This is a genomic window from Shewanella sp. AS1 (assembly GCF_021412565.1).
Lineage (GTDB): Bacteria > Pseudomonadota > Gammaproteobacteria > Enterobacterales > Shewanellaceae > Shewanella.
Genome location: NZ_JAKCLJ010000014.1, coordinates 38,018 through 53,008 on the forward strand (window position 1 = coordinate 38,018; position 14,991 = coordinate 53,008).

A 14,991-nucleotide genomic window follows, 5' to 3' on the forward strand; every position below is an offset into this window, starting at 1 on the left:
ATAGCCTACAGCTGCCAGGTCACGCCGAAGAAGACTTGTCGGCCAGGCTGAGGCAGACTGACACTCTGGTAGTAATACTCATCGAGTAAGTTGGTCGCCCTGACATACACAGACAAGTTGTCATTCCAGACAGGCTGACTCACACTCAGATCCACTAGCGTGTAATCGTCCAGCTCCTGCTCAAGCAGCACATTCTGACCACTGACTTTCTGCTGCGTCTGATAAACCTGCCCCATGATATGTTCTATGTTCAGATTCACCCGAGTCGCAAAAGAGAACTGATAATCGGCCTGCAGGCGCAGTTGATGACGCGGACGGTATTCCAGAGTTTCCAGTCCTGGCGCCGCATCTTTATCTTCAGCATCTAAGAAGCTGTAGGCAAAGGTCAGCGACAGATTGTCTATGCTGCGGTTATTCAGCACAAGATCGACCCCTTTAAACTGATAACGGCCCATGTTCTGGTAGATACCTGCGCTGTCCTTGGCGATATAGTTTTCTGCATCAGTAAAGAAGGTCGCAATATTCAGATCCGTGTTGGCACCTAAGCCCTGATCCAGGCTCAGCTCGACATGTTTGGAGGTTTCGGCCTCTAGATCTTCATTGCCAGATGACAGAGAGTAGAGGTTACGCATAGAAGGGAAACGCACCTTACGCGCCACCCCCAGATTGATCCTTGTCTCCTCCAGTGCTTGCCAATAGGTCGCCGCCTGAGCCGAATAGTCTGTACCATCGTCTTTAACTCGCTCCTGCTGGTGCAGTGCGCCGCCCAGGGTAAAGCCGACACTCTCGTATTGCTGCTGATACTCGATCGCCGCAGTATAGAGCCAGGATGCGTCATCAAACTCTTCGTTGCCCGAACCACCGCCTGTGCCGCCACCAGAACCACCGCCTGTGCCGCCACCAGAACCACCACCGCTGCCACCGCCAGAGCCACTTCCCGATCCGCCACCGCTAGTGCCGCCCAGAGCCTGATTGGTCGACTCCCAGCTTTGACGTTCGGCAATCAGGCCGCCGGTTAACAGCTGACCCTCACCAAAATCGGCGATCAGCTGCAGATTACCGCCGCGAACGATAGAGCGTCCCTCCAGGCTCTGAGTCAGAGTAGTGAAGCTGTCATCGCTGTAGCGGTTTTCCAGCACATCGTCCTGGTTCTCATACAGGAAGCCGCGCAGAGTGAGCAGATCATTAAATTGGTGCGCCATGCCCAGCTGCAGCGTATGGGAGTCATAATCATCGACTCTGTCGTACTTGGCCTTAGTGTCCATCACGCCATCTACATCTGGCTTACCCCACTCACCTTCGCGGTAACTGAAATTCGCCATCAACTGGGTTCGAGCCGACAACCAGTAGCTGCCCTGAGCGAAAAGCGTGCTCACCTCTTTATCAGAATTTAATCGGGTATCGCCATATTGCAGACTGGTATCGACTTGATCGCCAGCCACAGGCCAGCCATCTGTCTGCTGACGGGAAACTGAAACCAGTCCCTGCCATTTTTCACCCGAACCCGCGGCGGTAATATCACCATTGAAGGTATCATTTTCCGAGCCTTCCAGACGACCAGAGAGCAGAGGTGCGTTGTCACCATTCTTAGTACGAATATTGATCACCCCGCCAGCGCCGCCTGGGCCATAGAGTACCGAGGTCGGCCCGACAGACACAGTCACAGACGCTATCTGACTGGCCGGGATAACGCTGGGATCGAACTGACCATCTTCGGTGCCACTAGCAGGAACACCATTAATCAGATAGATAAGATGACGGGTTTTAAAGCCTCGAATATCGACGCGAGGGGTGCCTTGCCCACCAACGCGCACATAGAGGCCGGGAACATTTTTCAGCACCTGATCTAAGGACAGTGCCCCCGATGCAGCTATCTCATCCTGGCCTATGGTCCAGGTCGTGGTGGTCTGTTGTAGGGCTGTTGGCTTGTTACCTGTCACTACTATGACATCGGTAACATCTAATTTTGGTGCTCTTTCGATCTCTGCAGCGGCGAAGGCGGCTGGCATTGTCCCTATCGCTAACGCGACCAGTGACAGTCTTAATGCTGTTTGTTTTCTGTTCATATCCATTAACTTATTGCTGACTTGATTCTTACTATTGTTAGACCAATGCAATTAAGCAACAAGCAAACAAAAAACAAAAAATGACCCAGATCGACTAATTTGGAACTTATCTGCGAATCACTGTCACTGATTGCGACAAATTATCTAATGAATATCTATTTATGGACAAAATGACCCACAAGTTTAACTTAACAACAAAAAGAGAGCAGCTGATTCCTTGGGCAAGCTCACAGCTTAATAGCCTGTAACTTGACACCTAATGGTTAGCACATTAGTTTGTGGTAAAGATTCTTATTAGCAATAATGGCTTTCGGCTGATGAATATGAATCCCAGACTCACCACAAACCGGGGCAATTTCAGAGCATAGTTGGAGTATTTTTTGAGCGTTCCTTCGCTGCAACAGGCCATACAATCCTTAATCAGCAAACTTAAACAACTGGAACTACATCAGCATGGTGAGCCTGTGATGCAGTTATCTGTGGCTGTATGCCCTCTGCCGATCATCGCCTGGTTAGCCAGCCAAGCCTGCTATCCACGTGTCTATTGGAGCGGTCGCGACACCCTGGAAGAGGTGGCAGCTATCGGTTCTTGTAAAGATTTCATCTTCGAAGATGCAGTCGACGACAATCAACTCAATACGGTTTATCAGCGTCAACGCAGCCTCTCCACCAATCAGGAGATCCGTTACTATGGCGGCGTGGCCTTTGACCGCCATACCGATTGCTGGCCCGAATATGGTCGGGCACACTTTATCCTGCCGCGCATCGAGCTTCGCAGAAGTGGTAATGAATTCAAGCTGCTGGTGAATCTCAACATCGAGTCCAATGGCATAGAGTCAGAGCGACAACTGGCACTTGCGGCGCTGGACAGGCTGGCACCGCCTGTGCCTTTGTCACCGCCAAATAAGATCCACCTGCTCAGCCGTAGCGACAGGCCGGATCAACGCCGCTGGCATGATTTGGTTGAACAGATCACCCAGGATAAATTCATTAAGGACACGCCTAAGGTGGTGTTGTCACGACTGACTCAGCTGGAGATCAACGAAAAAGTCGACCCTTGGATGCTGCTGGCCAGCTGGCAGGGGCGTAATCACAACAGTTTCCAGTTTGGCTTTCAATTTACCCCTGAGAGCGCCTTTATCTCCTGTACACCTGAGCGTCTCTACCGCCGCTGCCAGCGTGAGCTCTTTACCGAGGCGCTGGCCGGTACCACCACACGTGGCCTGAATGAAGATGAAGATGCGCTATTGGCACAGCAGCTGCTGGATGACAGTAAGAACAGCCATGAAAACCAGTTAGTCAGGCAACACATAGTCGATGCCCTTACGCCACTAAGTAACTATGTGGGCGCCGATGAAGTCGCAAAAATCTTTAAACTCAGCCATATCCAGCATCTGCACCGCTCCATCCGTGCCGAACTGAAATCTGGGATCAGCGATTTTCAGATCCTGCAGGCTCTGCATCCAACCCCTGCGGTGGGCGGTCTACCTAAAGAGTCGGCAATCAACTTTATTCGCCAGCGCGAAGGTTATACCCGAGGTTGGTACGCGGGCGCTTGTGGTTATTTCAACAAGTATGAAAGCGAGTTTGCGGTGGCGATCCGCAGCGCGCTCATCGAACCAGGTCGCATCAATCTGTTCGCGGGCGCTGGGATAGTCTCGGGCTCTGAGGCCAGCGCCGAATGGAATGAGCTGGAAAACAAGCTCACGACCATTATGTCTATTCTTACGGAAGTCTAATCTAGCCGTCTCCTCGATGGATAAAGATCGTCCATCCCCTTGTACATCTGCTGTAAATGGCTATAATCTTCCGCCCCGATTGACCGAGCCGATGTTAAAAGCGCCTCAGAGCCGCTAAGCTTACTATAATTCACCATTGCGGGTTCCCTCACCCCGCGTTAACCACTAAAAAGGCCACAAGATGTTAATGTTATCCAATGCACAGATACGCCGTGCACTCTATCTATTGGTCAGTTTTCATATACTGATCATCTCAGCCAGCAACTATTTGGTTCAGCTGCCGTTTCAATTGTTTGGCTTGCACACCACCTGGGGGGCTTTTAGCTTTCCCTTTGTCTATCTGGCGACCGACCTTACTGTGCGGATTTTCGGCCAATCTGATGCCAGAAAAATCATCTTCAAAGCCATGCTACCAGCACTGATCATTTCCTATCTTATCGGTGTGCTGTTTCATCAGGGAAGCTATCAGGGCGGTAACGCGCTACTGGAATTCAACAGCTTTGTGTTTCGCATCGCCTTTGCCAGTTTTGCGGCCTATCTGATGGGGCAACTGATGGATATCAGTGTCTTCGCTAAACTGCGCCAGGCCAAAGCCTGGTGGGTGGCACCAGCGGCTTCGACCGTTATCGGAAACCTTATCGATACCCTGGTGTTCTTCAGCATCGCTTTCTATGCCTCAAGCGATCCCTTTATGGCCAGCCATTGGCCTGAAATTGCGGCTGTGGATTATGGTTTTAAGCTCTTGATCAGCTTATGTCTCTTCCTCCCAGCCTATGGCGTGTTGCTAAAGATACTGCAGGAACGCCTCTTGCGTGTCTCCTCACCAAATCAAGACAACTCACTGGCCTGACCAGTTGAAATAGGCTATCATCGGCGGCACTTAACCCCTAGTGCCGCCATAGTGGCGTTACTGTTTGGAGACCCCTATGTACACCACGACCATTGAACGCCATACCCAACTGACCGAATCTCTGTTAGACAAAATCATTAGCCTGAGCCAAGAGATCCCTGAATTTGAACGTGGTTATAGTCTGCAAGAGTATCAAGAGCGTCTCGCTGATAAGCCTGTGTTAGTGCAGTTTGTGTATGTTGAGGGTGAACTGGCGGGATTTAAACTGGGTTACAGCGATCAGTCAGGTCAATTCTATAGTTGGTTAGGCGCCATACTGCCTGAGTTCAGACAGTTAGGACTGGCGAAAATGCTGTTAAAAGATCAGGAAAACTGGGCCAAACAGCAGGGATTTATCCTGATAGAGGTCAAAACCTATAACCGCTTCACCACCATGCTGCAGATGTTAATCAGCCAGGGTTATAAGATTGCAGGTTTGCAAGAAAATCAAACCGAGATAAATGATAATAAACTGATCTTAAATAAAGTTTTAGTCTAGCTCGTAAAAAAATAGAAATTATTTCCGATAAAAACTTGCAAAGTTAAATGATAATGATTACTATTTACATGCGTTCCAAAACTCAGTTTGTTAAGTACTTCATCTCTACTTAATTGAGTTCGCAAGCACAACATTGCTCACACATTTTGTGGCCGGAATATCACTATTCCGGCTTTTTTTTATGTCGACCTCGTACGGGCCTCTTCTAGCGCCCTTTCTTACCAAACTCGCTAGTGAACTGTAATCCTTCATAAGGTGGATTAAATTGATCCTCTTTCGCCTTATGGTAGAGACCTATGGTAAACAGAGTGCCTTTACCTAGGGTCGAGCTCACCTCTATCGTGCCGCCAATCCGCTTGATGATGCCGTAGCTTAAAGATAAGCCTAGGCCGGTACCATCCTTACGCGTGGTGTAGAAGGGGTCGAAAATTCGTCCGAGTTGCTCCTCTGGGATCCCCTTGCCCTCATCCTCGACCTCAATTTTCACCCCTATGGGTTCACCTGCTTGTAGCCAGTCATAGGTGCGGATCCAGATCCTGCCTTTGCCCTCCATGCCATCCATCGCGTGGGCGGCATTCACCACTAGGTTAATCAAGACTTGCAGCAACTGGGGGCGATTGACTTCGATGGGATAGCTGGCGTTTAGCTCTTGGATCAATGTCACATCCTGCTTACGCACCGAGTGGCGCACTAAGATCAGCATCTCCTCGATAATAGGTGTCAGCTGGTGCATCTCCAGCGGCGCATTAAACTCCCCAGGGCGACTGTACTGCAACAGGCTGCGGATAATAGTACTGATCCTACCCACCTGCTGAATCACTATCTCTATCTCCTCTTCCACATCGTCGGCTTTATCGCCCAACTCATATTTCAGCAGTTCCATATTGCCTAAAATAACCGCGGTAGGATTGTTGATCTCATGGGCAATACCCGCAGTCAATTCACCCAGGGCCGTGAGCTTCTCATTGGTCACCAGCTGCTGACGAGTCTCGTTAAGCAGCGCCACGTTGCGTTGCAGCTCATCGGTTTTTTCCTGCAGACTACGGGTACGCTCCTCGACCTTGACCTCCAGCTGCTCGGCGGCCGCCTGGATCTGGGCATTACGCCGCTGTAGGAGATCCAGCATGCGGTCAAACTGTTCAGCAAGATTGGACAGTTCATTGTCTTGTTCAAGCCCCAAGGAACCGATGCGCAGGTTTCGACCAGACTGCACCGCCTTGACCACATGATGTATGCGTTCAATCGGCTGCAACAGGCTATAGGCGCCGCGATACACCAGCAGGCCCGACACCAGCAGCACTAGCATCAGAATGGTTCCCAGCTCTATGATGTTAAGCAGGTAATTATGAATAAAGGGCGATTCGGAAAAGCCGGTATAGATCATGCCGATCCGCTCGCCGCGCATATCTTTCAGGGGCGCATAGGCAGAAATAAACCAATCATTATAAACAAACGCCCTGTCAACCCAAACCTCCCCTTGGATAAGCACCTTCTGTCTGACCTCTTCTGAAGCCAGACTTCCCAGAGCTCGCCCCTTAATCTGTGTATCTTGTGCCAGCATATGCAGGGGAACATTGGTACTGATACGGGTATTATCTAAGAAAATGGTCACTGTGCCGATAGAACGCTCTGGCAGGGCGCCCTTGTCATACACAAGATCACGAATATGATCGACGATACGGATATCACGATTCAGCAAGATCCCACCATCCAGATACCACCCCAGATTGCCATCATCACCATAGATGGGTAGCAAACTGCGGCTGAGCATGCCCCGTTTCTCCACCGTTTTGGTAGGTTTTTGCGAGCGCGGTGTATCCACCAGTTCTATAATAGCCTGCTGCTCTAGTTTTGGTTCCAGACGCGCCAGACGCTGAGGCTCGAGTACCATGAGACCCGAAATGGCCGCCCTGTTATCAATTTTAGGCAGCATCACCCTAAGGTCGGGATCTGCTGCAGCCTCTGAGATACTGATCAGGCGGAGAAAATCCAGTTGTAATTCCTGCTTCTTCTGTTCAAGCAAGGCATCGAGACGTTTTCTGACGGGGTCAGACTGAGTCTCTATTCGACGAAAATCATTTTGAAACGCCCAGGAGTCCTTGACCAACTCAAGTTGCTGCTCCTGCTTTTCCTGTACGGCTATAAGGGTGTTGCGGGCCACAGTCAAGTCAGCTTTTACCTTCATAAACAGCTGCTTGCCTGTATAACTTATGTTCCAGTAGATGGTGATAAACACCAGACTTACTAAGGTGAGCAAGATGGGCAGCAGAGTCAGAATCAAGATACGATAGCGCACCTTGGCCCTTAACTGCTGCCAATTCATACCGGAAAGTTGCGGAAAGAGCGGCAAATTAATCATCCTCGCTTGAATCGAGTTCAAACCACTCTTTATATTTACGATCTAAGGTCTTTCTCGATACCCCGAGATCCCGCGCAGCGGCAGATTTATTGCCCTGATGCAGATCCACCACTGACATAACATGTTGTTTTTCAACTTCTTTTAGTGTCCAGTCCAGCGGGTAACCCGCTTCGCTTGGGGCATCTGCCTTAGGCAGCTGCTTCCAATATTCCGCAGGCGGCTTACCCAGGAGAATACAGCGCTCTATCATATTGCGCAGCTCACGAATATTACCCGGCCACTGGTGCTGCTGCAGTTTAAGCATATCTTCATGGCTCCACACCACCTCTTTAACCCCCAGTTCGGCCGCCAGTTGACGGGTAAAATGATGAGTCAATTCAACCACATCTTCGGGTCGCTCGCGCAGTGGCGGGATCACTATATCCAGCACGTTAAGGCGATAGAAGAGATCGCGTCTGAAATTGCCATCCTCTACCTCATCGGCCAGCTTACGGTTAGTCGCCGCCAATACACGCACATCGATATTGATCTCTTTTTCACTCCCCACAGGGCGGATAGCACGCTGCTCTAACACCCTCAGCAGTGCGGTTTGCATCTTAAGTGGCATCTCGCCAATTTCATCGAGGAAGATAGTTCCGCCGGAGGCGAAGCTAAACAGACCTTCGCGGGTGCCCTTGGCGCCGGTGAAGGAACCCGCCGCATGACCAAACAGTTCGCTTTCCAGCAACTCTGGGGCTATCGCACCACAGTTAACCGGTACAAAGGGGCCCTGGCGGCCACTGAGCAGGTGCAGTTGTCGCGCCACCAGCTCCTTACCTGTGCCCGACTCGCCTTCAATTAAGATCACTGAGTTAGTGGGCGCCACCCGCTCGATAACCCGTTTCACCTCTGTCATAGCATCGCTGCTGCCGATAATGCTGGAGGAGTGTCCAAAAGAGACTTCACGGCGCAACATCAGGTTTTCACGCTTAAGCAGACGTCGCTCGATGCAGCGATCCACCGCCTTCATCATCTGCTCCAGATGGAAAGGCTTCATAATAAAGTCAGAGGCGCCGGCCCTTAATGCCTTAATCGCCACATCCATATCGGCATAACCTGTCATGAAGATGATATCCGAGCGCCGCTCCTGATCGCCCAAGGCTTCATCCCACTCGATCCCCGAACGTCCGGGCAGGCGGATATCGACAATCAAGAGATCGAAATGGCAACGACTTCGCAGTTGCTCGGCATCTTCGACACTGCCGGCGGTTTCTACCAGGGCGAACTTTTTCGATAGCGCCTTCTTCAAAAAACTTCTCATACCCGGCTCATCGTCGACGATCAACACAGATACGGCTGAAGGAAGGGGTTTAATCTCTTTGCTAGGTTGGCTCATATTGTCTGCTTTTGGACATTTTGACTCACATAAACTTAATACTAGCATCAAAGCGCGGCAAATAGACGTGCCTATAGCTCATGAATCGCCACTTGCGACATTCTGTCTGGATAAATTTTGCCAATAACGCGACAAAGATCACGTTTCATATCCGAGTTGTGACAATTTCAGGCCAGATTTGCCTTTGGCATCCTTCTTGCTGCTATCTGGCTGAAATTACTCGGGTGCGTGTTAGCCCCACGATTTCTCTCATCAATTAATTTATGCGAACGGCAAATCGCACATTTGGCTAGGCCAAGGAGCAAAAATGTTAAACTTAAAATCGATTTTCAGTGTGGCACTGATCGCAAGCGCAGTCGCTATTTTACCGGCGCAAGCTCAGGAAGAGATCAAGCTGGCGACCACCACCAGCACAGAGAACTCAGGCTTACTCGGTTACCTGTTACCTAAGTTTGAAGCCGAGTCAGGTTATAAGGTACAGGTTATCGCGACCGGTACGGGTAAGGCGCTTAAATTAGCCAGCCAAGGTGATGTGGATGTGGTTATGACTCACGCCCCTGCAGCGGAAGCAAAATTTGTTGAGCAGGGCTTCGGTGTGATGCCCCGTGGCATAATGGAAAACGATTTTGTGATCTTGGGCCCTAAAAACGACCCAGCCAAGATCCGCAGCAGTAAGACAGCTGAAGAAGCTTTTGCTAAAATAGCCGGCTCTGGTAAAGGCTTTGTTTCTCGTGGTGATAACTCTGGCACCAACATGAAAGAGATCATCATCTGGAAAGGCGCAGAGATCGAACCTAACTTCGAAGGTTACCGTTCTATCGGACAGGGCATGGGCAAAACCCTGCTGATGGCGAACGAACTGCAGGCTTACACTCTCTCGGATCGCGGTACTTTTGTGGCTTATAAGGCCAAGCTCGATTTAGCAGTGGATTTCGATGGTGGTGCCGCACTGGCCAACCCTTACCAGATCATTCTGATTAACCCGGAAAAATATCCAGATCTGAATCATAAAGGTGCCAAGGCATTGAGTGATTGGTTAATCGGTGATGAAGCCCAGCAAATGATTAACAGCTATACCGTTTCCGGTGAGCAACTGTTTAAGGCTACATACAATAAATGAATGAAGGCTGGTTAGCCCTGATACAGCAGGCTTTTCGTCTGCTGTTTTCTTTAGACCCAGATGTGTGGTCCATAGTGAATGTCTCCTTTGTCGTCTCGATTGCGGCACTGGCACTCACCCTGTTTCCATCTATGATCCTCGGCTTTATTCTGGCTTTCGCCCGTTTTCCCGGTCGCTGGTTCGTTACCAATCTGGTTCAGACCTTGCAGTCGATCCCTACAGTAGTGATCGGCCTGCTGGGTTACCTATTACTGACCCGCATGGGACCCCTTGGGGAGCTGCGCTGGCTATTCACCCAGAAGGGGATGATCTTAGGCCAGATGATGATCTGCGCCCCTGTGCTAATCGCCATGAGCCAGGCCGCCTTTACCAGTGTCGATAAACGGGCCTGGGAGACCTCGCGCACCTTGGGTGCCTCCTGGCTACGCGCCGTGTGGGGGATCTGCCGCGAACTGAAAGTACCACTGCTAATGGCGATTGTCGCCGCTTTTAGCCGCATTGTCACAGAAGTCGGCTGCTCCATGATGATAGGGGGCAATATTGCCGATGCGACCCGCAATATTCCCACGGCTATCGCTCTGGAAACCAGTAAAGGGGATTTTGCCCAGGCGATCGCCCTGGGACTGGTATTATTAATTCTCTCACTAATACTTAACTTTACCTTAGGGACATTAAGAGGCAAAGCCGAGCCGAGGAGCCACTGATTATGGCCCAAAACAGTATGGTCAAAATTACCGCTAATAATATCGAGATGCGCTTTGGCGACCGCCTATTGTATCGCTTCGACCGACTCTGCTTTCCTCAGCAGCAAACCATACATCTGCAGGGCGACAATGGCTCGGGTAAAACCACCCTAATGAAGCTGTTTGCTGGCCTGCAAACGCCAAGTCAGGGTAAGTTTCGGCTTGAGGGCTTCGACACCTCTCCCTGGTGGCGGCGCAATCCCCTGTTAGGCAAGGCAGTCTATCTGCACCAGCACCCTTATCTGTTTGATGGCACTACAGATTATAACCTGCACTATGTACAGCCCTTTTGCCAGCTCAGCAATCAGGAGATAGCGCAGAGAGCCAAGGTCGCCATCGAGATGGCGCAGTTGGGGGATCTACTGACACAGCAGGCGGCCAATCTTTCCGGTGGCGAGCGCCAACGCCTGGCCATCGCCCGCGCCTGGATCATGCGCCCTAAACTGTTGATGCTGGACGAGCCCACCTCCAACATGGATAAACTGTCCCAACAGTTGGTGCGCAACATGATAGTCGACCTGAAACAGCAAGGCACAGGCATGCTGATCAGCAGTCATCAGAGCTGTTCCCTCACATCTCTGTGCGAGCAAAACTGGTATATTCGTCAGCAGCAGATAGTCACAGATGAAGTTCAATCTGCCATAACAACCACGAATCACACTCAACAGGAATTACATTATGTCTCAGCAAATTGATGCGGTGATCCTTGCCGGTGGCATGGCAAGACGCATGGGGGGAAACGACAAGGGATTGGTCGAGCTTAATGGCAAACCTATGATTGCCCATGCCATCGACAGAATAAAACCCCAGGTTAAGGAGATCCTGATCAACGCAAACCGCAATCAAAACCGTTATGCTGAGTTTGGTTTTCAGGTTATCAGCGATGAGGATTCGGGCTACCTGGGCCCCTTAGCGGGCATGATCACCGCCATGGGGCACACACAGGCCGATTATCTTCTGGTGGTGCCATGTGACTGCCCTCTGCTGCCGCTAGATTTAGTCGGGAGAATGCTCAAGGCTATTAACGGCCAGGGAGCCGAGATGGCGGTGGCCAGTGACGGCAAACGCGAACAACCTGTGGTGCTATTGATGAAACCCGAGCTACGCGCATCGATGAAGGCGTTTTTAGATGCGGGCGAGCGCAAAATTGACTTCTGGTATGCCAAGCATAACTGCGTGGTGTGTGAATTCTCCGACCAGCCGAATGCGTTCGTCAACGTCAATACACCAGAACAAAAACAACAATTGTCTGAGGCAATTGCCAACTAAATTTTAGAGGTTTACATGAGCATTCCGTTTAACAATCCACTGTCGATCCCGGTTCTTGGATTTTGCGCTTACAGCGGTACGGGCAAGACAACTCTGCTCAAGAAATTGATCCCAGAGCTTAATCGTCGTGGGCTGCGTCTGGCTGTCATTAAACATGCTCACCACAATTTCGATGTGGATATTCCCGGCAAAGACAGTTACGAGATGCGTAAAGCCGGTGCCAGACAGATGCTGGTCGCTTCCCATGTACGCTGGGCGCTGATGACAGAAGATCTCGTTGAAGAGGCGCCATCCCTGCCACACCTGTTAAAGCAGATAGAAGCAGACAAGGTGGATATCGTTCTGGTCGAAGGCTTCAAGAAGCTGGAACTGCCTAAGATAGAACTGCACCGCGCCGCCCACGGTAAACCCTTTATTCATACCCATGACGCCAACATTCAGGCCATCGCCTGCTGCGACGACACTGTGCTTCCCTCAGAGCTGCGTCGCCTAGATATCAACAATGTCGGCCAAATTGCCGATTTTGTTATCGAATATGCCAAGCAGTGGACCGCCTCTGGCACCCAACTGCCGCTGCAAGCCGCACCTGAGTGCGGCTGCGAACTGGACACAAGCAAGACGCTCTCGGTCAGACAAGGGATCGACAAGATCCTCACCTATGTTAACCCCATCAGGGTGAGCGAACTTGTGGATATTGACGACAGCAGCAACCGGGTGCTTGCCGAGGACGCCATCTCACCTGTGGATGTACCTCAGCATACCAACTCGGCGATGGACGGCTACGCCTTTAAGTTCTCTGAGCCCATGCTGGGCAGCTACAAAATCGTCGCCGATGTGATGGCAGGCCACAGCTATCCTGGCACGCTACAGGCCGGTGAGGCGGTACGTATCATGACTGGCGCACCAATGCCTGTGGGCGCCGATACTGTGCAGATGAAAGAGCTGGCCGAAGAGAACGGCCAAACAGTGAGTTTTAACGGCGAGATCCGCTTAGGGGATCATGTACGTCAGGCCGGTGAAGATATTGCCAAAGACACCACGGCACTCGCCGCAGGTCACAGGCTGCAAGCGGCCCATCAGGGTATGCTAGCATCCTTAGGCTTCGGTCGCCTGCCTGTGTATCGTAAACCTAAGGTGGCGGTGTTTTCCACCGGCGATGAAGTCTGTCAGCCGGGCGAGCCACTCAAACAAAACTGCATCTATGACTCCAACCGTTTCACCATCAAGTCTATGGTGAAGCAGTTGGGCTGTGAGGTGATCGATCTTGGCATCATCCACGACTCGGAAGCGGCATTAGTTGAGGCCTTGAAAGGCGCAGCAACTCAAGCCGACGTGGTGATTAGCTCAGGTGGTGTCTCGGTTGGCGATGCCGATTTCATAAAACTGGCACTGGCAAAAGTCGGTCAAATCAATTTCTGGCGCATCAATATGCGCCCCGGCCGTCCACTGGCCTTCGGTCAGATCGGCGGCAGCCTGTTCTTCGGTCTGCCCGGCAACCCTGTGGCCGTGATGGTCTCCTTCATGCAATTTGTACAACCTGCACTGCGTAAATTGGCTGGCGAAACCGATTGGGCGCCAACCTTAGTGCCCGCCATCGCCGATGCGCCACTGCGCAGCCGCTGTGGCCGTACCGAGTTTATGCGCGGCGTACATCATCTGGCCAGTGACGGCAAGCTGCATGTGACCAGCACGGGCGCCCAGGGTTCTGGCATGCTCAGCTCCATGGTCAGAGGCAACTGCCTTATCGTGATCGGTGAGCGTGATGAACAGCTGATGCCTGGCGATACCGTTTATATTCAGCCATTTAGCGATCTATTGTAAGTAATTTTTTATGGGCCTGCTCACCCAAGTGAGTAGGCCCAAGGTGATGTAACATGAGTTTAATTGTCGATACTTTTGGCCGCACGGTTGAATATTTACGCCTCTCGGTAACAGACAGATGCGATTTTCGCTGCGTCTACTGCATGAGCGAAGACCCCTGCTTCCTCGATAGAAATCAGGTGCTGAGTCTCGAAGAGCTGGCATGGGTAGGACAGGCTTTTACCGAGCTAGGAGTGAAAAAAATTCGCCTGACCGGCGGTGAACCTCTGGTCAGAACCGATTGCGATCAATTGGTGGAACTGCTGGGCAAACTGCCGGGGTTGAAAGAACTGTCTATGACTACCAATGGCTCCAGATTAACCAAGTTCGCCGACAAGATGCGTCAGTCGGGGCTGGATAGACTCAATATCAGCTTAGACACTCTCAACCCAGATCTCTTTACCCAGCTCACGCGCAACGGCAAGCTGGAGCGCGTCATCGCCGGTATCGATGCCGCCAAGGCCGCCGGGTTTAACCGTATCAAGATCAATGCGGTAATTTTGCGGGGACAAAACGATGGCGAGGTACTGGATCTGATCGAATTTTGTCGCGGGCGGGAACTGGATATCGCCTTTATCGAAGAGATGCCGCTCGGGGTGATGGATGAACGCAAACAGAGTCGTCACTGCAGCAGCGATGAAGTCAAAGCCATTATCCAACAACGCTATCCTCTGATGGTGTCAGATAAACGCACAGGTGGACCCGCGCGCTATTACACTATGCCCGGCAGCAACATACATGTGGGCTTTATCTCGCCCCACAGCAATAACTTCTGCCATGAGTGTAACCGGGTGCGAGTGACAGTCGAAGGCCGACTGCTGCTCTGTCTGGGCAATGAAAATTCGGTGGATCTCAAGGCCGTGGTGCGTGAATATCCCGGCGATATCGAACGTCTGAAACAGACCATTCTCGATGCCATCAAGCTAAAACCCAAAGAGCATCACTTCGGCTCAGAGGGCGATACCCAGATCTTGCGTTTTATGAATGCCACAGGCGGTTAACTTTCCCCCTAACCAGCGGATGCTCTGATAAAGTTTCGATGATACACTCAAGTCAGGTCTGGCTTGTGTGT

Annotated in this window: 12 protein-coding genes; 9 read left to right on the forward strand and 3 right to left on the reverse strand. The window is 51.2% G+C overall.

Features of this window, described 5'->3' with window-relative positions; genetic code table 11:
• Positions 1 to 5 precede the first annotated feature (5 nt).
• Positions 6 to 2,066: a TonB-dependent receptor plug domain-containing protein gene (locus tag LZP69_RS14730; RefSeq protein WP_234201478.1), complete on the reverse strand. Its 2,061-nt coding sequence runs from the start codon at positions 2,064 to 2,066 to the stop codon at positions 6 to 8.
• A gap of 467 nt (positions 2,067 to 2,533) precedes the next feature.
• Between LZP69_RS14730 and LZP69_RS14735 the strand changes: the two genes are divergently transcribed.
• The 3 genes from LZP69_RS14735 (at position 2,534) to LZP69_RS14745 (ending at position 5,193) form a co-directional block, all read left to right on the forward strand.
• The gene (locus LZP69_RS14735) at positions 2,534 to 3,805 is read left to right on the forward strand and encodes an isochorismate synthase (RefSeq protein WP_442800691.1); all 1,272 of its coding nucleotides are present in this window, start codon (positions 2,534 to 2,536) and stop codon (positions 3,803 to 3,805) included.
• 181 nt (positions 3,806 to 3,986) lie between these two features.
• Positions 3,987 to 4,655 (forward strand): 7-cyano-7-deazaguanine/7-aminomethyl-7-deazaguanine transporter, encoded by a 669-nt coding sequence (locus LZP69_RS14740; protein WP_234201480.1) that lies wholly within the window; start codon positions 3,987 to 3,989, stop codon positions 4,653 to 4,655.
• A gap of 76 nt (positions 4,656 to 4,731) precedes the next feature.
• Entirely contained in the window at positions 4,732 to 5,193 is a 462-nt protein-coding gene (locus LZP69_RS14745) for a GNAT family N-acetyltransferase (protein ID WP_234201481.1), read from the forward strand.
• 205 nt (positions 5,194 to 5,398) lie between these two features.
• Here LZP69_RS14745 and LZP69_RS14750 read toward each other — a convergent pair whose 3' ends face one another.
• Entirely contained in the window at positions 5,399 to 7,516 is a 2,118-nt protein-coding gene (locus LZP69_RS14750; RefSeq protein WP_234201522.1) for a sensor histidine kinase, read from the reverse strand.
• Positions 7,517 to 7,544: 28 nt separating this feature from the next.
• Positions 7,545 to 8,975 carry a sigma-54-dependent transcriptional regulator gene (locus LZP69_RS14755; protein ID WP_442800690.1) on the reverse strand — a complete coding sequence of 477 codons (1,431 nt, stop codon included), beginning with the start codon at positions 8,973 to 8,975 and terminating at the stop codon, positions 7,545 to 7,547.
• A 259-nt stretch (positions 8,976 to 9,234) separates the two neighbouring features.
• On the opposite strand from LZP69_RS14755, the gene LZP69_RS14760 reads away from it, so the two are divergent.
• The 6 genes from LZP69_RS14760 to moaA are packed head-to-tail and all read left to right on the forward strand — an operon-like array spanning position 9,235 to position 14,920.
• The gene (locus tag LZP69_RS14760) at positions 9,235 to 10,047 is read left to right on the forward strand and encodes a substrate-binding domain-containing protein (RefSeq protein WP_234201483.1); all 813 of its coding nucleotides are present in this window, start codon (positions 9,235 to 9,237) and stop codon (positions 10,045 to 10,047) included.
• On the forward strand, positions 10,044 to 10,751 hold the full coding sequence (locus LZP69_RS14765) for an ABC transporter permease (protein WP_234201484.1): 708 nt from the start codon (positions 10,044 to 10,046) through the stop codon (positions 10,749 to 10,751). Before LZP69_RS14760 ends, LZP69_RS14765 begins: the two co-directional genes overlap by 4 nt.
• A 2-nt stretch (positions 10,752 to 10,753) precedes the next feature.
• The gene (locus LZP69_RS14770; RefSeq protein WP_234201485.1) at positions 10,754 to 11,485 is read left to right on the forward strand and encodes an ATP-binding cassette domain-containing protein; all 732 of its coding nucleotides are present in this window, start codon (positions 10,754 to 10,756) and stop codon (positions 11,483 to 11,485) included.
• A complete protein-coding gene (gene mobA, locus LZP69_RS14775) occupies positions 11,469 to 12,059 on the forward strand; it encodes a molybdenum cofactor guanylyltransferase MobA (protein WP_234201486.1) in 591 nt (196 codons plus the stop codon). The genes LZP69_RS14770 and mobA overlap by 17 nt, the downstream gene beginning before the upstream one ends.
• A 15-nt stretch (positions 12,060 to 12,074) precedes the next feature.
• Positions 12,075 to 13,880 carry a bifunctional molybdopterin-guanine dinucleotide biosynthesis adaptor protein MobB/molybdopterin molybdotransferase MoeA gene (locus LZP69_RS14780; protein ID WP_234201487.1) on the forward strand — a complete coding sequence of 602 codons (1,806 nt, stop codon included), beginning with the start codon at positions 12,075 to 12,077 and terminating at the stop codon, positions 13,878 to 13,880.
• 53 nt (positions 13,881 to 13,933) lie between these two features.
• Positions 13,934 to 14,920: a GTP 3',8-cyclase MoaA gene (gene moaA / locus LZP69_RS14785; RefSeq protein ID WP_234201488.1), complete on the forward strand. Its 987-nt coding sequence runs from the start codon at positions 13,934 to 13,936 to the stop codon at positions 14,918 to 14,920.
• Positions 14,921 to 14,991: the final 71 nt, after the last annotated feature.